Annotated in this window: 13 protein-coding genes; 10 read left to right on the top strand and 3 right to left on the bottom strand. The window is 40.8% G+C overall.

What is annotated here, in order from left to right:
- The first annotated feature begins 141 nt into the window (after nucleotides 1–141).
- From RI844_RS17065 to RI844_RS17055, 3 genes are all read left to right on the top strand, one after another.
- The gene (locus RI844_RS17065) at nucleotides 142–2,271 is read left to right on the top strand and encodes a family 16 glycosylhydrolase (protein WP_348395852.1); all 2,130 of its coding nucleotides are present in this window, start codon (nucleotides 142–144) and stop codon (nucleotides 2,269–2,271) included.
- A gap of 160 nt (nucleotides 2,272–2,431) precedes the next feature.
- Nucleotides 2,432–3,028 (top strand): TetR/AcrR family transcriptional regulator, encoded by a 597-nt coding sequence (locus tag RI844_RS17060; RefSeq protein WP_348395851.1) that lies wholly within the window; start codon nucleotides 2,432–2,434, stop codon nucleotides 3,026–3,028.
- A 148-nt stretch (nucleotides 3,029–3,176) separates the two neighbouring features.
- Nucleotides 3,177–3,779, top strand: a complete 603-nt coding sequence (locus tag RI844_RS17055; RefSeq protein ID WP_348395850.1) for an MlaC/ttg2D family ABC transporter substrate-binding protein — start codon at nucleotides 3,177–3,179, stop codon at nucleotides 3,777–3,779.
- 114 nt (nucleotides 3,780–3,893) lie between these two features.
- Here RI844_RS17055 and RI844_RS17050 read toward each other — a convergent pair whose 3' ends face one another.
- The gene (locus RI844_RS17050) at nucleotides 3,894–5,399 is read right to left on the bottom strand and encodes an MFS transporter (RefSeq protein WP_348395849.1); all 1,506 of its coding nucleotides are present in this window, start codon (nucleotides 5,397–5,399) and stop codon (nucleotides 3,894–3,896) included.
- Nucleotides 5,400–5,815: 416 nt separating this feature from the next.
- Here RI844_RS17050 and bglX point away from each other — a divergent pair, with 416 nt between their 5' ends.
- Genes bglX through RI844_RS17035 form a run of 3 tightly spaced genes read left to right on the top strand, consistent with a single transcriptional unit; the run spans nucleotide 5,816 to nucleotide 11,475 of the window.
- Nucleotides 5,816–8,044 carry a beta-glucosidase BglX gene (gene bglX, locus RI844_RS17045; RefSeq protein ID WP_348395848.1) on the top strand — a complete coding sequence of 743 codons (2,229 nt, stop codon included), beginning with the start codon at nucleotides 5,816–5,818 and terminating at the stop codon, nucleotides 8,042–8,044.
- The gene (locus RI844_RS17040; protein ID WP_348395847.1) at nucleotides 8,045–9,871 is read left to right on the top strand and encodes a glycoside hydrolase family 3 protein; all 1,827 of its coding nucleotides are present in this window, start codon (nucleotides 8,045–8,047) and stop codon (nucleotides 9,869–9,871) included.
- 41 nt (nucleotides 9,872–9,912) lie between these two features.
- The gene (locus RI844_RS17035; protein ID WP_348395846.1) at nucleotides 9,913–11,475 is read left to right on the top strand and encodes a glycoside hydrolase family 16 protein; all 1,563 of its coding nucleotides are present in this window, start codon (nucleotides 9,913–9,915) and stop codon (nucleotides 11,473–11,475) included.
- 119 nt (nucleotides 11,476–11,594) lie between these two features.
- Here RI844_RS17035 and RI844_RS17030 read toward each other — a convergent pair whose 3' ends face one another.
- A complete protein-coding gene (locus tag RI844_RS17030; protein WP_348395845.1) occupies nucleotides 11,595–12,764 on the bottom strand; it encodes a hypothetical protein in 1,170 nt (389 codons plus the stop codon).
- Between the two features lie 104 nt (nucleotides 12,765–12,868).
- Nucleotides 12,869–14,392 carry a hypothetical protein gene (locus RI844_RS17025; RefSeq protein WP_348395844.1) on the bottom strand — a complete coding sequence of 508 codons (1,524 nt, stop codon included), beginning with the start codon at nucleotides 14,390–14,392 and terminating at the stop codon, nucleotides 12,869–12,871.
- Nucleotides 14,393–14,718: 326 nt separating this feature from the next.
- On the opposite strand from RI844_RS17025, the gene RI844_RS17020 reads away from it, so the two are divergent.
- The 4 genes from RI844_RS17020 (at nucleotide 14,719) to RI844_RS17005 (ending at nucleotide 20,550) form a co-directional block, all read left to right on the top strand.
- Nucleotides 14,719–14,955 (top strand): RNA recognition motif domain-containing protein, encoded by a 237-nt coding sequence (locus RI844_RS17020; protein WP_348395843.1) that lies wholly within the window; start codon nucleotides 14,719–14,721, stop codon nucleotides 14,953–14,955.
- 151 nt (nucleotides 14,956–15,106) lie between these two features.
- Entirely contained in the window at nucleotides 15,107–15,694 is a 588-nt protein-coding gene (locus RI844_RS17015) for a TetR/AcrR family transcriptional regulator (protein WP_348395842.1), read from the top strand.
- Nucleotides 15,695–16,063: 369 nt separating this feature from the next.
- Entirely contained in the window at nucleotides 16,064–17,221 is a 1,158-nt protein-coding gene (locus RI844_RS17010; RefSeq protein WP_348395841.1) for an efflux RND transporter periplasmic adaptor subunit, read from the top strand.
- Complete coding sequence (locus tag RI844_RS17005) at nucleotides 17,221–20,550, top strand: efflux RND transporter permease subunit (RefSeq protein WP_348395840.1); 3,330 nt, start codon at nucleotides 17,221–17,223, stop codon at nucleotides 20,548–20,550. Before RI844_RS17010 ends, RI844_RS17005 begins: the two co-directional genes overlap by 1 nt.
- The last annotated feature ends 137 nt before the right edge of the window (nucleotides 20,551–20,687 follow it).

Raw genomic sequence — 20,687 nt, 5'->3', positions numbered from 1 at the left:
ATTATTTTTCGTTCTATTAAATATTGCTGTTCAGAATTTAGTCACTCATTGATTTTATAAAACGAATCTTAGAATTCATTGTGGCAAAAACGAGCACAAATAAAAGACATTGCATAATAACTAAAAAAAATGGATGAAAAGATGAAAAACACTATGATTGCACCAATGGGGGTAAAACGTTTATTGTTGGCTTCCACACTCTCTATTATCTCCACCACGGCCGTTGCGCAACAGTGCCAAATTCCGATATGGAGTGATGAATTTAATGGTTCTGCTCTTGACCAGCTCAACTGGGAAGCCCAGTTAGGTGATGGCTGTGATCAGGGGGCGGGGATGTGCGGCTGGGGCAACAGTGAGCTTCAGTACTACAAGGCCGAGAATGCTGTCGTTGCGAACGGACAATTAACAATCACCGCCAAAAAACAGCGGGTCAAAGCAACCCAATATACATCAGGCCGCATACGTACAGCGAATATGCCAGGCAGTGGTGAATGGGCATTTGGTCGTGTTGAGGCAAGAATGAAGGTTCCCGGCGGACAAGGAATGTGGCCAGCATTTTGGATGCTGCCAACGGATCCTACCGAGGTATGGCCAGTAAGCGGAGAAATAGACATTTTCGAATCAACAGGACAGTCGTCTATGTTTGCCTACGGCACGCTTCATTACGGGCAACCCTATCCGAATAACCAACATACCGGAGGAGGTATGTTGAAGCAACCAGACCGATGGTCTGATGATTTTCATACCTACGCCATTGAATGGCAAGCAGATGAGATCCGCTGGTACGTTGACAACATGCTTTACTCGGTAAAAACGGCAACAGATCTTATCCCTGAAGATTGGCCATTTGATGGCAGGAATAATTTTCATATTTTGTTGAATCTGGCTGTCGGTGGCACTTGGGGAGGAACAGTTGATAATGGCGCACTGCCACAAACGCTGCAAGTAGATTATGTACGGGTTTACGGTGATAGCCAGCCTACTCTGTTAGGTGATCATTTGGTTAATCCTGGCGCTACAGAGACTTACACTCTAGCCAATGGTGTTGCCTCTAACTGGACGGTTACTGGCGGTTCCATAGTAGCTTCCAGCGCAACCTCTGCTGATGTTCAGTGGCATCAAAGTAGTGCCAGCAGTAATCATACATTGACAGCGGTAACCAGCACCTGCTCGGTGCCAACATCTGTTTTTGTGGGACCAAACTTGTCTACTGAAACAGTGCTTGAAAATTATGACGGCACGGCCAATATGACCATTACCTCGAGTACTGGCATTTACAATATAAATGCTGGCGAATTGACTTATACCCGCGATGCGGCCAGCCAATGGGATGTAATAGCCGCAAGTACCAGTGCAATTGCAGATGCCAGCGGTTTTGTTATCGGTTCAAAAGCCATTAGTATGGATTTCAACAACACAAATCCTGCACTGGTTGGTAAACAAGTGCTGATCCAGTTGGAAAACAGCAGTGTAGCAACACCAAATAACTACCCTGGTGGTCGTCACAGTAAATTTGAAGCCTTCATCGAACATGCCAATGGCTGGCAGACTCTTCGTTTTCAAATGTTGGATCGTCTCGATGCCGCTACTGCAGACACCGCAGTTGACTCAATCATCTTCCTGATTGACCCGGATGCATTTACCAACGATACCTATATTATTGATAACATCGAGATCTTGGGCGCAGACGGGACTTCTGGCAACAGTTCACCGACAGCATCTTTTACCAACAATTGTACCGATCTTGCCTGCAGTTTTGATGGCTCAGCCAGTTCAGACAGCGATGGCTCTATCGTCAGCTACGACTGGGATTATGGTGATGGCAACATTGACTCAGGTGCAACGGCCAACCACAGCTTTATCGCCGCCGGAGACTATACGGTGACTCTCACGGTAACGGATAACGAAGGTGCAACCGATGCTAGCTCAACCTTGGTTTCTGTAACTTCGGGAAGCGGCGGTGAAGCCACCAGCACTGTAGTGAGCTCTGTGGTAACGGGAACTCAGAGTGCAGGTAAAGGTAAGAAATACGGTAAGGCAACGGTAACCGTTTTGGATGATCTTGGCGTACCAGTGGCAGGAGCAACGGTGACCGGTAACTTCAGTGGTACCTGGGAAGAATCAGCCTCAGCATTAACAAATGCCAGTGGTGTGGTCGATATCCTTACCAGCACATCAGTATCAGGCGGTGTTAGCGTTAATTTCTGTGTAAGCAGTGTTTCTGCAGCACTACCACTGGATAGCGCTGCTAGCTCAGATATTTGTCCGTAATATTGCTAAGCAATAAAGTAAAAAACCGGCTTCGGCCGGTTTTTTATCATCAACAGGGGCTATTTTCTCGGCTAGTTAATTTTAATCGGCTCAAAACTACCATTTTACAACCGACCCTTTGGTCGGTTACAATAAAATAGTTAACCTAAGGTAGTAGTCTATGAGAGATGCAGAGCAAACTCGTCAAACAATATTAGAAATTAGTGCTGATGAAATCCATAAACATGGTTTCACTGCAACCAGTTTGTCCTCAATTCTCAAACGTTGCAAAGTTTCCAAAGGCGCTTTGTATCACTATTTCCCCAATAAAATGGAGTTGGGGTACGCGGTATTTGAAGAAATTTATACGCCAATGTTTTTAGAAACTTGGAAACCTGCCGTAGAGGTTGATGACCCGATTGCAGGATTATGTCAGTTTTTTACTTTGATGAGCACAGACTCTAGCTGTGATGATATTGTTTGCGGTTGCCCGCTGAACAACCTTTGCCAAGAAATGTCTGGCATTGATGAGGGTTTCAGATTGAGAATTCTCAATATGCAGCAACAACTCAATCAACTCATCGCGATAAATTTACAACGAATTTCCGCGCAATTACGCCCCGACCTTGATTTCAGCCAAGTGGCTTATTTCATCACTGCCAGTTTTCATGGTGCATCGAGTTTGAGCAAGAGTTCACAAAACAAAGAACTGTTTAGCAAAGTGATCAACGAGCTCTGCCTATATATTACTAATTTGCGCCACAATCAGCTTTCTTAAATAAAAATAACTGCTCATAGCACTTAATTGCATAAGTAATATTAATTAACCATTTACAGACCGCCCGGTCGGTATGTATACTGAGCACCATATTAAGCCAAGTCCTTTAATTTATTAATTATTGACTCACATAAAATAAGGAACGACCATGAAGCGTTTTTTTGCAATCATCCTATTTATCATGTTCAGCTTTAACAGTACCGCTGTTGAGCAGGAAATATCTCCTTATAAGGTAATAGCCAATACGGGTGAGCAATTATTTACTCGCATAGCAGATGACCAACAACTGTTGAAAACATCGCCACAACTAATGCGTGATATTGTTGAACAAGAATTAATGCCGGCAATCGACTATAAATATGCCGCATTCAAAATTTTAGGCAAACATTTGAAAACAATGAATAGAACTCAAAAACAAAATTTTATTGTTTCTATGCGTAGTTATTTGGTTAAAACCTACGCCACGGCGCTTAAACAATATAAAAATCAACAAGTTACTTTTGAGCCAGAGCGGCCAATTAATGGTGCCAGAATTGTTTCGGTAGATGCGATTATTTCAGCTGCCAATGCGCCAAATATCACGATTACTTTTCAAATGCGCCAAAACAGAAAATCTAAGCAGTGGAAAGCTTATGACATGATAGTAGAAGGTATTTCTTTGTTAACCAGCAAACGAGCGGAAATTGATAGTCGCATAGCCAAAAATGGTATCGAACAAGTTACTCTTGAATTAGCCGCAGTTGGCGACTAGCCGTACTTTATAGCAATTAATAAATAACTTATAAAAAAGGGATCTAGCTAGCTAGATCCCTTTTTATCTGCTCAACCAACAGGTCGATTTCACATTCATCTATTTCTGTAAATGTTAACTTGTCACCAAACTTGCGTCACGTTCAGAATAATCATCATCTATTGGCACAGACTTGCCCCGCTTAAGTTCAAGTTTTTCGCGCACATCGTGTGCCAAGCTTTCCGTTATTGGATATTTTGTGATCATCCAGATAGCAATAGCAGAGGTGATCATAGGAATAACAACGTCAAATATACGCATTAAGAATATGGTATCGGTTGATTGTTGACCACCTAAATCAACATCAAAGCCAGTGGCATTCAATAAGAAACCGCCAGCTGCTAACGCAAGTGCCATACCCAATTTAACCACCCACCAATAAATAGAGCCAAACATGCCTTCACGGCGCTGACTTGTTTCCAGTTCATCCATATCACAAACATCGGCAACCATAGACGGCATTATAGTAAACAAGCCACCTAAGCCAAACGCGATTAATACGGGCGGTATTAATAACAGCAATGGTTGCTCAGGCGTGTAACAAAACCATTTTAAGCCGAAACCAATAATTGAAATACCAGTACCAATAAAAAATGCCCTACGTTTGCCCACAATAGTCGAAACTTTCGAAATTAAAAATATCACACAAAACGTCGCAATTGCCGAAACTGTTCCTGACCACCCGGCGTATTCTGCCCCCAGTGATTGATCACCGCCGAAAACATAGTAAATAATGACATAGGTTTGAAATGACGCTACCAACATAAAGCCATTAAACACCAAAAAGGTTGCTACACATAAATACAAGAATGGTTTGAACTTGATAGTGGTGATAAAACCTTTGACAAAATTACCTATACTTGCCGGAAACTCCTCTGCATCATCTTTTTTGTTCGACTTAATCTCGGCTTTGGCTTCAGCTTCTTTGCCGAAACGTTCTCTTAAAAAGATTGCCGGTAAAATTCCCACCGTAATGGTAAACAAACCGATAAGCAAAGCTAGCCAGCTAGCTCCTTCAATCATGTCCTCAAAAAACATATCCGATTGCATAAACCATAAGAACCAAGGCGCAATTAACCAGGCAAATTGGCCCATGAAATTTTGCACCGCCATTACTCGCGTTCGTTCATGATAATCCGGGGTCAACTCATAGCCTAAGGCAACCCATGGTGTGGCGTACATAGTATAAGCCAGATAAAAAATAATAGAGCCAAGCAGAAAAAACCAAAATAAAAACGTTTCACTTTGATCGGTTGGCAGTTGCCAAAGTAAGGTAAAAATTATGGCAGATGCAATTGCACCACAAAAAATGTAAGGCCGACGTCTGCCCCACCTTGATTTTGTGTGATCAGATATATAGCCCATTAACGGGTCGGTTATTGCATCAGTTAAACGAGGAAGGGAGGCGAGTAAACCAACCAAAGCAGGGTTCATCCCTAAGCCAAGGTTTAACACAATTAACATGCTGCCAATAGCAGCGCCAAGTAAATTATTGGTTAACGCCCCTAAACCATAAACAAATTTTTGTGCAAGAGAAACTTTATCTGCCGCAGCGGTTTCATAGTGTCCATTTGTACTCATCTAACTGTTCCCTTGCAAATTCTGTTCGAAGATATTTTCACAACTACGTGGTTAATTCATCGCTTGTTATAGAAACTACCAAATAAAAGGTAACCCTGACCTTATATATAAATGCTGGCAAAACAATAGATAAACGATGAGTTGGGGATTAATCAACGGTGAATAGGACAGCAATGGAAAATCAGTCGTGAGAGGCGTCAATAATTTGTTATTTGAGATGAAATATGCTTGAAAAACCAAGTCATCTCAAGCTGAGTCCGCTTTAACGTGTTTGCATTGTTTCTTTCATGAGTCGTTATAGTCTTAGATTCATAAAAATTTTTTATTGAATATAAGACTTAATAATTTATGCGGTACAAATAATGACTTTCCGTTACCGCTAATGATTATTTCACTGTCTTCATTAAGGTACACCCATGTCTGCAAATAGTTGTTTAAAAATTATGACTGAGCTTAATTCCCATTTTGACTTGCCGGTTTCACAGCTGCTCTCGCAAATGAGCATTGAAGAAAAAATTGGTCAAATGAGCCAATTAGCAGGCCATGAAGGTTGGATACCCGAGAATTTATCTGCTGCGCTACGAGCTGGCAAGGTTGGCTCAGTATTAAATGAAGTAGATTTACCCACAGTAAATGAACTACAAAGAATTGCCGTTGAAGAAAGCCGTTTAGGGATACCACTGTTAATTGGCCGAGATGTAATTCATGGCTTTAAAACCATATTTCCAATCCCTTTAGGACAAGCGGCAAGTTGGTCCCCCAAAGTAATAGAGCAAGGCGCCAGAATAAGCGCATTAGAATCTTCTACTTGTGGCGTAAATTGGACTTTTGCGCCAATGATAGATATTAGCCGCGACCCGCGCTGGGGCCGAATTGCTGAAAGTTTAGGTGAAGATCCATATTTATGCTCAGCTCTTGGCGTTGCTATGGTAAATGGCTTTCAGGGCAAAGATTTAAAAGATATTGGCTCTATTGCATCCTGCGCAAAGCACTTTGCCGGCTATGGTGCTAGCGAAAGCGGCAGAGATTATAACACCGCCAATATTCCAGAAAATGAATTAAGAAATGTATATTTGCCACCTTTTAAAGCCGCGGCAGATGCAGGTGTTGCAACATTTATGGCATCGTTTAGCGATCTAAATGGTGTACCAGCGTCAGGCAATGAGTGGCTAATGAAGGAAGTATTACGAGAAGAATGGAATTATCCGGGCTTTGTTGTTAGCGATTGGGATTCTATTCGCCAACTTACCATACATGGCTTTACAGCTAACGATAAAGCAGCGGCTTTTGAAGCAGCGAATGCTGGCATAAATATGGAAATGGTTAGTTCAACTTATCATGACCATCTACAAGCCCTAGTATCGGAAGGAAAAATAGACCTCGAAAAAATTGATCTTATGGTTGGCCGAATTTTAACGTTAAAATATGATCTTGGCTTATTCGATAATCCCTATACCGACCCAGCCTCTTTACCAACCATTCTAAATAAAGAAAATTTGGCCGCGGCTAAACAAGCTGCGGTTAAAAGTTGTGTATTGTTACAAAACTCGAATAGCCTGCTGCCGATTTCTACCAACACCGTTAACTCTTTAGCCGTTATTGGTCCTCTGGCGGACGATGGTTATGAACAACTTGGTACCTGGATATTTGATGGCGAAGCGCAGCACAGTCAAACTTGCTTACAGGCAATAAAAGACTTTGTTGGTGAATCTGTTGAAGTTAACTATGAAAAAGCATTAACAAACTCTCGTAGCCACAACCAAGATGAATTTGAGCGCGCGGTAGCAATCGCCACTTCTGCTGATGTAGCAATGCTATTTTTAGGTGAAGAATCGATATTGTCAGGTGAAGCGCATTGTCGTTCTACTATCGATTTACCCGGTTGTCAGGAACAGTTAATTTCAGCTATTAGCAAGACCGGTACGCCAATTGTGCTAGTTGTTATGGCGGGCAGACCGTTAACGCTAACCAACATCGTTGATAAAGTAGATAGCATTCTTTATGCATGGCACCCTGGCACTATGGGCGGCCCGGCTATTGCTGATTTAATCTTTGGGGTTGAGTCCCCTTCTGGAAAATTACCCGTTACGTTTCCACGTACGGTTGGCCAAATCCCGTTATATTACGCGCAAAAGCATACTGGCAAGCCGGCCACCGAAGCCTCTTTCGTGCATATGAATGATGTGCCCGAAAGAGCAGCACAAACCTCTTTAGGCATGGCGGCCACGCATTTAGATACGCATTTTTCGCCGTTATTTCATTTCGGCTTTGGTTTGTCTTACAGCCAATTTGCATACAGTAACATTACTCTAAGTGATGCTAATATTTCTCTCGGCGAAACATTAACTATTTCAGCGCAGTTAACCAACACCGGTGAATTTGCAGCCGAAGAAATAGCGCAACTCTATATTAGAGACTTGGTCGGTAGCGTTACCCGCCCGATAAAAGAACTAAAGGGCTTTCAACGAGTACACTTAACTGCTGGCGAAACGACAACAATCACCTTTGAATTATCTACCGATGATTTAGCATTCTATGATCGGAAAATGCAATTAAATGCTGAACCAGGGCAATTTCATTTATGGGTAGGTGGCAGCTCAGAGGCGACACTTAGAACTGAATTTTATATTTCGGATGTTCTATAAATGACTCAGATTAAATTCAGCAAAACCATAAAAGAGAAAGTAGAAAAGCTGATTTCAAGCATGAACATTGAGCAAAAAATTGGTCAAATGGTTCAGGTTGAACGTTTAACCTGTTCCCCTGCAGATGTGAAAAAATATCACATAGGCTCTGTATTAAGTGGTGCAGGATCCTTGCCTGAAGATAATTCACCAATTGACTGGTTAAACATGGTTGATGATTATTGGTGTGCATCTATAAGCGCAGATAAAGACCATTTAGCGATCCCAATCATTTATGGTGCAGACGCTATTCATGGCCATAACAATGTAAAAGGGGCAACAATATTTCCCCATAACATCGGCTTAGGCGCAATGAATGATGCCGAACTCATTGAACGAGTCGCGAGCGTAACCGCTAAAGAAGTTCTGGCCAGCGGCATAGATTGGGTTTTTGCACCTAATTTAGCCGTTGCTCAAAATCATCATTGGGGCAGGACTTACGAAAGTTTCGCTGAAACCCCTAAAATTACTACTCAGTATGCTCCGAGAATAATCAAGGGGATGCAAAATAACGTTGCCGAGCATTCTATTATTGCTTGCCTTAAACACTGGGTAGGCGATGGCGGTACAGCTCATGGTGTTGACCAAGGTGATACTGTTGCCAGTTGGAGTGAGTTGGCAAAAACTCATATCCCACCTTTTCAGTCCGCTCTTGATGCTGGCGCACTTACTGTGATGGCCTCGTTCAGCAGTTGGAATGGCGATAAATGCCATGGTCACAAATACTTACTCACCGATGTGTTGAAGAACAAAATGCAATTTTCTGGTTTCGTTCTGTCCGATATGGATGCAATAGATTATTTATCCAGTGATTTTTATCAATCTATCGGTATTAGTGTCAACGCCGGAATTGACATGTTTATGTTGCCACAAAATTGGCGTGAATTTATTGAGCACTTAATTAGCCATATTGAGCTGGGAACTGTAACCATTGAAAGAGTTAATGATGCGGTTCGACGAATTCTTAGTGTAAAAATTCATTGTGGTTTATTTGATATGCCACGACCAAAACACCGAACATGGGCAAACCACGATGATTTTGGCTCCTTAGCTCATCGCGAAGTAGCCAGGGAAGCGGTGAGAAAATCTTTAGTCTTGTTAAAGAATCAGAACGGGATATTACCGTTAGATAAAAAACAGAAAATTTTGGTTACTGGTAAAAACGCCAATAATTTAGGCCATCAATGTGGTGGTTTTACCATCGACTGGCAAGGCGTAACGGGAAATGAATTTATTGAAGGTGGTACCTCTATTTGGCAGGGAGTTGAAAAGGTTGCACCGAATGCCACATTGCTTAGTGACGTCTCTGCCGACACGGTTAATTCAGCTGAGTTTGATGCGGCAATTGTTGTTATTGGTGAATGCTCTTATGCCGAAGGGATGGGCGATATACGAAATGGTAACGATATTATTGTTCAAACCGGTTCGTTGATTAACGGTGAAATAAATATCATTAAACCTTACGGCGATTCTTTAGAGTTGGCAAACTTGCACCCGGAAGACTACCAAACAATCAAAACCCTTAACGCTAAAAACATCCCAATTATTACCGTTTTAATCTCTGGCCGGCCGTTAGTCGTCAATAAGGAACTTGCTGCATCTAATGCATTTGTTTCAGCCTGGCTACCTGGTTCAGAAGGTCAAGGCATCAGTGACGTGCTATTTGGTGATTATAATTTTCAAGGCAAACTGTCATTCAGTTGGCCCAAAAAAGCACATTCTACGAGCAGTATTGGCGATAGTCCCTACTGCCCGCTATTCAGTTACGGCTTTGGCTTAAGCTATTAATTTATGTATCAGGAGTACACATTATCAAAACCTTTTCATTTATGCAGTTAAATACTGCTTCAAAAAAGTTTAAATACATTGCAACTACATTTTCATTTCTTATGTTAACCGCAAGCGCACAGGCTGGCTGGCAAGTAGAGTGGATTGACAAGTTCGATAATGATGGCGTTAACTGGAATAACTGGACTGCGCAAACCAATGCGAATTATAACAACGAAGTACAATGTTATACCGACGATGACAGCACGGCCAATCAAAACTACCAAGTATCTGACGGTACTCTTAAAATCATCGCCAGAAAGCAATCTATAAGTTGTCCAGGCTTAGGTGGGTCACAAAAAAGTTGGACCTCCGGCAGACTGAACAGCAAAGACAAGGCTGAATTCTTATACGGGCGCATTGAAGCTAGAATAAAATTTCACAATTTAGAAGGTGGCACCTGGCCGGCCTTTTGGATGCTGGAAAATCGTATCAACCAACAGCCCATTAAAAATGATGATGATTTTAGCTCCTGGCCACAACCGGGTGCAGGTGAAATAGACGTCTGGGAATGGTTTTCCAATCAGCCAAACACATATATCACCAACTTTTTCAATACCAATGGTTGTGCCAGTGAAGTGAGGTATACCTACCCAAATGGTGGCAACGATGTTTTACAGTGGCATAAATACGCGATGGAATGGGATGCAAACAATATTAGTTTTTATATTGATGACACCCTGGTCACCACGCAAGATGTAAGCACTTGTGCTCAATACAAAGAGCCGATGTTCGTTTTGCTAAATGTCGCCATGGGTGGCAACTTAGGTGGCAGTATTGACTCAAGTCTGAACACAGCAACAATGGAAGTAGATTATGTTGCTCACTGCAGTCCAGATCCATCTAATTCATCTGCTTATTGTGACGAAGCTACGCCAAATAATACTGTGATACTTGATGATGACCAGGATGGTGTAAACAATGATCTCGATTTATGCCCAAACACACCGTTAAACAGTGTTGTAGATAGCGATGGCTGCGTTCTCACAGTACCACCAGTACTGGATAATGATCAAGATGGCGTAAGTAATGATCTAGATTTATGTCCTGATACACCAATAAATAGTATTGTTGATAGCGACGGCTGTATTGTCATTGAAGAGCCGGAGCAACCTGAAGAGCCTGAACAGCCAAATCAAGCTCCCGTGGCCGTAGCATCTGGTCCTACAGATACAATTTATGTTGGTGACTATGTACAGTTATCGGCAGATGGCTCAGCTGATCCTGACAGTGATACTCTGCAATACTCATGGAGTCAAACCGCGGGACCAGAAGTAAACTTGCTAAACATCACCAGTATCTCACCAACTTTTAAAGCACCAGAGGTAACTTCAAAAACGAGCTTTTCTTTTACAGTTGAAGTAACCGATGGCGAGTTAACCAATAGTGCGGTAACTACACTGGATATTTTCCCTGTTGTAGAAGAAACGGCAAATAATATAGAGACTGCTTCTGATGAAAGTGACAGTAGTGGTGGCAGTGGCAGCTTTGGTTATTTAATCTTATTAACCTTGGCATTACCGATGAGGTTTTTTGCTAGCCGCAAAGATAATATAAGCGTTTAAATATAGACAAAAAAACATATCTTTTATTCATAGATTGGACAAACTTGAAATGGCAAATAATAGCCATATTTGTCCAATCTATTCTCATACCTAGTCCTATAATTTTTCCTAAGCAATATTTAAATGGCAGTGACTGCCTGAGTAAACATTTGCTGAATTTGCTCAACAATGACTTTTACTTCACCTTTAACCCAGTCTTTGATTCTCGGCGTATGAATATGACCAACCGGCAATTTTGGATTAAATTGATTGCGAATTAAAATACTACGATACGAAATTTCATTAGAAAGATAGCCACCACCAGAGCCCTGCACTGCTGTTTCGTTAGCTAACTCAGCTAAAGATGTCGCTGAAAATTTGCCTTTTTGTATAGTTTTAATCGCGCCATTATCTATCACTTGGTATTTACCCTTGGCTTTTTGCATTGCCGCAACTGGTAGACTAAATTCAACAAACTCAGGGCCAGTTAATGGTTTACCTAAATAAAAAGGGATTAACGGATTTTTACTAGTAGCGCCGGTATAAACACCTAAATTGCCTGGCGCTACCGAGCTACGGCGAAGGCCAGGGAAACGGTCTAAGTCAAACTCTTTGCGGCCCATACTTATAGTAGTTACCATATCAACCTCACCTGATTTAATGTAAGGCGTCAGCATGGTTTCAATCATGCCTTGATCAAAGTCGCTAAAGCGCACCGGCACAATCAGCGTTTGGATTTCAGCGGTTACGCCATTATGTTCAATAACCACACCATCTAAGTTTATTGCCGCAATACCCGATGGATTACTTTGCGCAATATTTCGATGCAGATAAAACGGGTCAAAGCCGGTAACCAATATTTTTTTATCTGTATTTTTAGTGAATTTCACATCACTTAAACCGCGACTGGCTAATTCAAAATCGCTCATCAACGTTGACTGCTCAGCCAGAGACAGTTGATAAAATGCAGCTGATATTCTTAGCTGTTTCGCCATTTGTAATCGGCCCCAATAAAGCGCTCTGTCATCAAAGGTTTTATTGGTTTGCATATAAGCAGTTGCTTGCTGCCATAAGCTATTGGCAAATTGCGTGGCTACAGTGCTTAGACGGCTCTCTATAGCAGGTTTTTCTAATTCAGCAGTAAATTGGCTAATTAGCAATTCAAACTGACTGGTGATCTTTGGCAGCTCGGTTTTGGCTTTAGTAATTTTAACTTCTTCAACTGTTACGTATGTATTTGTATTTGCCAGCGAATAACCACTAAATATTACGGTGAAGATTAACGCTAGCCCATAGTTAATTTTATGCATAAAGATCCAACATTTACAAAATGGTTTTATTTGTGGCGATATTACACTATACAGCTTGAGAAAGTCTTACGTCGCCACAAATCAATTAATCGGATTTTTTAAAGTTAATAACCTTTTTGGTTAGCAAACTTTACATTATAACCGCTCGGTGCATCTATGTTTTCTTCTAAAATCAGAAACATTGCTTCACTGTTTTCATCAAGGGTCAATTGCGTGCTAACCAGAATAACATCACTACTACCATCTTGTGCTACCGCATAAATGCTGTAAGTATTGTTCACTAACGTAATCGCTGCCGGAGATGAATATGATACGTTTTGGTATAGGCTTGCTGTTTCAATCAATTCATCACTTCTGACGAAATAAAAACCAACGGCATTAAAATCATCATTATCAACGAAATTGATAATTTTAATTTCATGATTATAAATACTCGCACTGGTACTGTTATCTACGACTAATGACTTTACGGTGATCTCAACTTCGTCCACATAACCATCGCCATCTTCATCAACATCGCCGTCACCGTCTAAATCAACATCATCTTCTTCGAGGTAAAAGAATATTGTTTTATCGGTGTTTTCGGCTAAAGTAATTAAATGATTTTGCAAAATGATTTCGCCAGTATCAGGTATGCTCAAATCAGCACTGTAGTCACCCTCAGCGGTACCCACTGAATTACTAAATTCGCCAAACTCAGTAGCTGAAATTTCTATTGAGTCATCAACAGAATTTAACGATAACGCAAATTCGCCTTGATAATTTGGCAGCAAATCGTGATTTACAATCGCATTAAACGTACGAAATTGAGCGCTGTCTCCTTCGTGCTGGTAAAGTTCAACATTTGATGATGAAACCCGGTCAATAACAAAAGGTGAATCGCCAACACCTGGATTTTCTCGAATTACCATAACGTATTGGTTCGTATACTGATAATCGATTTCACTTGACTGATACAATACTTCTTCACTTCCAGCCGAGGTAATGTAAAAGACATATTCATCTATTTCAAGCTTTTGATTGTCGGATAGTTCGGTGTAATTATACTCCCCCAATAACTTGGCTTGGTTAAATGATTCATCCGATTTTGATAGATAAATATCGATACCATCAGACCAAGGGTGCATATTTAATAAACTGAGATTAAACAGTTCATCATCTGCGTCATCATCGTCATCTATTTCAGCAATATCATAAGATAATACCGTAGGTGATTGAATATCTTCAGCGATGACGATGAGATGTATGTTGTCTTTCGTTATTTTATGCTCAGTTTGATAAATAACCTCTAAATCGTCCCGGTAAGAGCTATCATCGTCCTGCCATGCAAGTTCAACGTAGTATTCTTTGGCTTCTAACTCAAAGTTACCGGTAGATTCACCAAGTTCAATGCTTGAAAATGTTTTTTCAAAATCATCTGCTTCGTCATCATCGTATTCATCAATATTTTCATCTACAGTTAAGAATATTTCAGGAGCATTTGCGGAAGCGTTGTATAAACGAACTGAGCCTAAGGTGTCATCACTGTCGTCATCAGATTCACAACCGGTGATGGTGAATAGAAAAATACCTGTACATAGTATTGATTTTACTACTTGGGAAAAGAAATTGTTTTGTTTGTAACTCATTTTGGGCACCATAAAAAATTAAAATGCTGCTATTTGAAAACCTGTCAATTGCTTGAACAGACGTTCAAAGTAGCGTGGAAATTGTTGCAATTTGTAGAGTTGTGTTTTTACATTTTGTTCACAAACAGAGCGGGGATTTACCTTTCTTTACCTTTCCTTACGGTAACTTACACTGGCGATGCAGGGATGTGGAAATCATATAATTTAACAATATGTATGTTATAACCTTGGCATATTGACGAACATACTATATTTAAACAATAACTTGGTAAATGTAGAAATTATTGCGATAATTCAGATTATATTTACTTATCACCTGGATCATTATGAAACTTTTAGTTCGTAACCTTTCACGCTCGACAACAGAACAAGAAATCCGCCAACTATTCACTGCACATGGCTACGTCACAGAATGCACCTTAGTGTTAGACCAAGCTACAGGAAAATCTAAAGGCTTTGCTTTTGTAGAAATGCCTGATGAAAAAGAAGCTGCAGTAGCATTAAAAAGCTTGCATGAAAAACGCATTGCCAAGAATAAAATCCGAGTAAAAGTAGCTCAGTAAGGCTATTTTTATAAAAGTTAATTAATATGACCAATATTTTATCTCTTTCTGCAGCATCGATTAAAAATATACACGTAGTAATTGACATTCAAGACGACTGGTCCAATAATAATCAATTATATAACGTTTTTAATAATACTTGAGATAGAAAATGGTTAAACAAGATACCCGTGAAATGATACTGGCTGCAGGTCATAGTCTCATTATTGAAAAAAGCTATAACGGCTGTGGTCTAAAAGAAATATTAGACAGCGCTGGCGTGCCTAAAGGGTCATTTTATCACTACTTCAAGTCTAAAGAAGACTTTGGCATGGCATTAATCGAAAGAGCTACTGATGAAAACAGTGAGTTCTTTCGAGAGATATTTCGTGACCGAAAATACAGTCCACTAACACGAATAAAAAACTTTTTTGCTCGTATCCAACAGTTTCATGAAGAAGAAGGCATAGACTGTCAATGTTTGATACCCAAGCTCGCACTTGAACAGTCAAAGCTAAGTGAATCGATGCGTGGCGCTTTAAAATGTTCGCAAGACTCTATGAATGCACAACTTGCGCAAGTGATCAACGAAGCTCAAGCAGAGAAAGAACTTGGTGATAATATTGATGCCGCTAAAATGGCCAGTTTTTTATTTAATGCCAGTAATGGCGCGTCAATTCAAATGCAAGTAGAAAATAGTACTCAAGCCTATGATAATTTTGTTGAGATCATCTTTAACTTTCTATTAGTTAAACAATAAACTGTCCAAATTCTGCTATTACTCAGTTTCAAATCCCCAACCGTTTCTCCTTAAAAACATTAAATTTATTACAACCGTTATCTTTATAACGGTTATTTAAATTGTGATTTATTCATAATTAGTAACATTTTAAAATCAGCAAAAAGCACATCATCAAATACAAAGTCGACAACCTTATATAGCCAGGAAAAGCCTTACCCTTCCGTTATTTACAATAATTTAGCACTCTATTAACGAATTCTTTATAACTAAAAAAACATATCCATAGCAAAAAAGCATAGTGAATGACTTGCATCTAAGCTTAAAAAGATCAAAAATGCGCCCACTAGACGACTGGTCTAATATATATAATATTATCAGGGGAATAACTTGCGTCCATATTCATTTTTAAATTTAATTAAAGCATCTGCATTATCTTTTCTTTTTATTAGCACTGTTACTTCGGTGTTTTTCTCTACGGCGGCATCGGCCAATCAAGTGGTGCGCTTTTCTACAGTTACTGAACAAGAACTGCAAGCGCATAAACGTGTAACAGGCACTTTAAAAGCAGTTACCCAAACAAGTGTTGCTTCTGCTGAAGCTGGTATTGTTATTAAGGTATTTGTTAATGAAGGTGACACGATTAAAGCCGGGCAAGCATTGCTACAAATTGATGACCGTAAGATGTTAGCAGAAAAATCTCGATTAACTTCAGAACTGGCTCTAGCAAAAGCGCAGCATACGTTAGCCTTAGCCGAGTTTGACTTAGCCGAAGAAGACTTTGTTGCCTATAAGCAATCGGCAACTAAAAATGCTATTTCAGAGCAGAGATTACGTCAAAGCAAAGCTGCCGCCTTAATCACACAAGCTCAAGTGCTTGCGGCGCATGAAGCAGTTAAAGCTTTGCAGGCGCAATTACGTATTGTTGAAGTGCGTTTAGATGACATGTCTATTAAAGCTCCATTTAATGGCCAAATTACGCAAAGACTGGCAGAGCCAGGGCAATGGTTAGGTGCAGGCGACAGCGCTCTAACATTAACCTCAGAAGGCAAGCTTGAAGCTTGGCTGGACGTGCCAGAGCGTTTTGCTCAGCACCTTAACACGGCGCCAGAGAGTTTGGGCTTGAATGTTGGTGGCAAAATGCTTAGCGGCTATAACAGTAAAGTATTACGTAATGTGGACGCACGAGCTCGTACATTTAAGTTAGTAACTCAAGTTGAGTCTTTTGGTTTAATGCCAGGAATGTCAGTTGCCGGCTGGATACCTGAAGGGATGAAATCTCGCTATTTAACCGTTCCTAAAGACTCTATTGTTCGCCGTGGTAGCAATACGTTAGTTTACAAGGTTCATACCGCAGACGATAAACAAACTGCCGAGCCAGTGCCTGTTTCAGTGCTATTTCATCAAGGTAAAATAGCAGCAGTGATGAGCCCTGTCTTAAAAGCAAATGATAAGGTGATCACCGAAGGCAATGAACGCTTAATGCCAGGACCGGTTGTTGCTGTAGCTGACACAACGAATAATTCAGTAGCGCGCGGGGCTCTATAATGAAAATGGTAGAAACCGCAGTAAATCAACCAATAAGCGTTATTGTCGGCGTTATTTTATCAATACTCGCTGGTATATTGGCCTTTAACCAAGTGCCGGTGCAAATGACACCAACCGTTGACTCTGTTGTTGTTAGTGTACGAACTTTTTGGGAAAACGCCTCACCAGAAGAAATTGAATCGGATGTGGTGGCAGAACAAGAAAAGGTGCTGTCTGATTTAACCGGTTTAATTTCAATGACCAGTATCAGCCAAACATCTGCAGCACAATTACGGTTAGAATTTGCTACAGGCACTGATATTAGTAAAGCCCAAGCTGAAGTCGTGCAAAAACTGAATGAGGTACCGGCTTACCCTAACGGTGTAAGTGAGCCAACCGTTGAAGGTGTTGATCCTATGTCGGTTGACTACATAGCTTGGGTAGGATTAGCAGCAACAGATCCCAATTTTGATAATACAACGCTTTATGATTTTATGGAGCGCCGGTTACGACCACGTTTGGAAAACATTGAAGGGATCTCAAAAGTTGGCATTTTGGGAGCTCGTGAACGGGAGTTACAAATTCGTTTTGACCCTATTCGTCTAGCCAACTATGGCATCAGTTACAGTCAATTAGTGGATGCAATTCAACTTACTAATAGCAACTACTCCGGCGGTAAATTACCTGATGGCAAAAATGATATTCGGGTGCGTGCCATGGGCCGATTTAGCGATGCACAGACCGTAGCGAATACGGTTATTCGTCGTGATGAAAACGGACCAGTTTACCTTAAAGATATAGGGGAAGTTGTTGAAACCTATAAAGAAATGACTGATTGGGTGCGAGCGCGTGGTGTGAAGATGCCCTTTTTCAATTTCCAATTAGCTAATGGCGCTAATTTACTGGAAACAATGGATGAACTGAAGGCTGAATTTAGCAAGCTTAATGCCTCTGGAGGCTTACTTGAACAACATGCCAAAAAACTTGGTCTTGCAGGTACCTTTGAACTGGTGCAGACCTGGGACTCTTCAAATTATGTAGAAAATGCCATTGATTTGGTACAAAGCAATATATTAATTGGTGGCCTTCTTGCAGTATTTACTTTGTTATTATTCTTACGCTCTTTACGCACAATTGGTGTTATTGCCATTGCTATTCCCATTTCTATGGTTGGATCAATTGTTGTTTTGGTGGCATTAGGCCGTTCAATTAATATTGTTTCTTTAGCCGGAATGGCTTTTGCCGTAGGCATGGTGGTTGATAATGCCATTGTGGTAATTGAGAATATATTTCGTCATTTAGAAAAGGGCAAAAGCGCTCTAAAAGCTAGTGTTGAAGGTACACAAGAAGTTGCCGGTGCAGTTTTTGCGTCAACGTTAACAACGCTAGTGGTGTTTATTCCAATATTAACCATTCAAGATAGCGCAGGTCAGTTATTTAGAGATATATCCTTAGCAATTATGGCCGCAGTACTTATCAGTTTTATTGTTTCAGTGTTAGTGATCCCAGTTGCTGGTGCCCATTTATTAAGAGCTAAAACTGACAGTAAGCAGGTAAACATAAATAACCGATTATTAAACCGACTTTCAGCAAAAGCGAGCAAGGTACCTAAACAAATAGCCGGTCTGGTTTATAAAATATCGGGCAGTACAAAACAGCGTGTAATGGTAATTGCCAGCTTTGCCGTATTAACGTTGGTCGGCATTGCACTATTAATCCCACCAATGGACTACTTGCCAAAGGGCAATCGTAATTTCGCTTTTGGTTTTATGGTGCCACCACCTGGTTATAATTTAGATCAAATTTCTGAAATAGGCGATCGCATTGAAGATAAGTTACGACCAGCATGGGAAATTTCAGGCGACCGATTTACTGCAGAAACTAAGTTGCGCAATGGTCCACTTCCGACCGAAGACAATCGCCCAGACGTACGTTTACGCGATGGTTCAGTAATTACTGCGCCAGCAATTGACCATTACTTTTTAGTCGCTATGGGCGGACAAGTGCTGCACGGTTTGATCCCGATGGATGCTGAAAAAACTGTCGACGCAGTCGATTTGCTTAATCAAACATTAATGGGGGTAAATGCCCCAGATGTTATCGGTTTTGCCTTTCAGTTTCCATTATTTAATACTGGCGGTACAACCGGGTCAGCCATTCAAATTGATTTAGTCGGTGATGATTTACCGCAAATTACCCAAGGTGCAATGGCATTATTATTTAAATTGATCGGTAATTACGGCCCTTATGCAACGTTGCCTGAGCCAGCTAACTTTCTATTGCCGACACCAGAATTAGCCATTGCTCCAATAGATGAAAGGCTGGCTGAATTAGACATGACACGTCGTGATTTAGGCTTAGCCGTACAAGCGAATGGCGATGGCATTATTTTAATGAATGGCTTTGAAATTGGTGGCGAACTTAAAGACATTAAAATTGTTAGTAATGCTCAGCAAGGTGACTTCCCTATTGATGAATTATTGCAAACGCCTTTAGCGACGCCACAAGGACAGGTTGTCGATATACAGTCATTAGCATTATTAGAACGTACTCAAAGTGCGGACCAAATCAAGCATGTAGCTCGCCAACGAGCGGTAACTTTGCAGTTTACACCGCCAGCAGGCATGCCTTTAGAACAAGCAATTGTGTCAATCAACAGCATGGTAGATGAATTGCGCAGTGCAGGTGCTATATCACCATTAGTTGAGGTTAACCTTGCAGGCAGTGCGGGCAAACTTAACGATATTAAAACAGCTTTACTTGGTGATGGTTCAATAACTGGCATGTTAGCTTCCAGCTTCTTTTTAGCGATGTTAGTGATCTATTTAGTTATGGTGGTATTATTTCAAAACTGGAAATACCCATTGGTTATTCTAGTGACGGTGCCACTGGCAACTCTAGGCGGTTTTATTGGTCTGGCGGGTGTGCATTGGGCCAGTGTAATGGACCGCTACACACCTATTCAAAATTTAGATGTACTTACTATTTTAGGCTTCGTAATTTTAGCTGGTGTAGTGGTAAACAATGCTATCTTAATTGTGCATCAAACGTTGAACATTTTAAAAGAGAAAGCGATCAGTCCTCGCCAAGCAATTAGAGAGTCGGTTGAAAGCCGTGTTCGCCCTATTATGATGTCTACATTAACTTCAGTCGGTGGCATGTTGCCACTGGTGTTAATGCCAGGCGCGGGAAGTGAACTGTATCGAGGCTTAGGTGCAGTAGTAGTTGGCGGCCTTGTAGTTTCAACTGTGTTCACTCTGATTTTAGTGCCAATCATATTAAGCTTTATGATCACTGAGCCGGAACGAGACACAAGTTCTGAACAACAAAGGTTTCTAGAAGCAGCTTAACTTATTGTTGAACTTCAATTTTCTTTAGATAAAATCCCAGCTTTTGCTGGGATTTTAGGTTTAATTCTTTAAAGATAACCTACAGGTTAAAGCTAACTTTAGTTAAAGTAGTAATAATACCCGCAACGATAACTTTT

Origin of the sequence: Thalassotalea fonticola, assembly GCF_032911225.1 — a bacterium.
Lineage (GTDB): Bacteria > Pseudomonadota > Gammaproteobacteria > Enterobacterales > Alteromonadaceae > Thalassotalea_A > Thalassotalea_A fonticola.
This window is presented reverse-complemented; position numbering and strand designations above follow the sequence as displayed.

Excerpts from the sequence above, each read along its gene's own strand:
- RI844_RS17035 (WP_348395846.1), top strand. The coding sequence starts at position 9,913 with ATGCAGTTAAATACTGCTTCAAAAAAGTTTAAATACATTGCAACTACA.
- RI844_RS17015 (WP_348395842.1), top strand. The coding sequence starts at position 15,107 with ATGGTTAAACAAGATACCCGTGAAATGATACTGGCTGCAGGTCATAGT.
- bglX (WP_348395848.1), top strand. The coding sequence starts at position 5,816 with ATGTCTGCAAATAGTTGTTTAAAAATTATGACTGAGCTTAATTCCCAT.
- RI844_RS17030 (WP_348395845.1), bottom strand. The coding sequence starts at position 12,764 with ATGCATAAAATTAACTATGGGCTAGCGTTAATCTTCACCGTAATATTT.
- RI844_RS17060 (WP_348395851.1), top strand. The coding sequence starts at position 2,432 with ATGAGAGATGCAGAGCAAACTCGTCAAACAATATTAGAAATTAGTGCT.
- RI844_RS17055 (WP_348395850.1), top strand. The coding sequence starts at position 3,177 with ATGAAGCGTTTTTTTGCAATCATCCTATTTATCATGTTCAGCTTTAAC.
- RI844_RS17040 (WP_348395847.1), top strand. The coding sequence starts at position 8,045 with ATGACTCAGATTAAATTCAGCAAAACCATAAAAGAGAAAGTAGAAAAG.
- RI844_RS17050 (WP_348395849.1), bottom strand. The coding sequence starts at position 5,399 with ATGAGTACAAATGGACACTATGAAACCGCTGCGGCAGATAAAGTTTCT.
- RI844_RS17065 (WP_348395852.1), top strand. The coding sequence starts at position 142 with ATGAAAAACACTATGATTGCACCAATGGGGGTAAAACGTTTATTGTTG.
- RI844_RS17025 (WP_348395844.1), bottom strand. The coding sequence starts at position 14,392 with ATGAGTTACAAACAAAACAATTTCTTTTCCCAAGTAGTAAAATCAATA.
- RI844_RS17005 (WP_348395840.1), top strand. The coding sequence starts at position 17,221 with ATGAAAATGGTAGAAACCGCAGTAAATCAACCAATAAGCGTTATTGTC.
- RI844_RS17020 (WP_348395843.1), top strand. The coding sequence starts at position 14,719 with ATGAAACTTTTAGTTCGTAACCTTTCACGCTCGACAACAGAACAAGAA.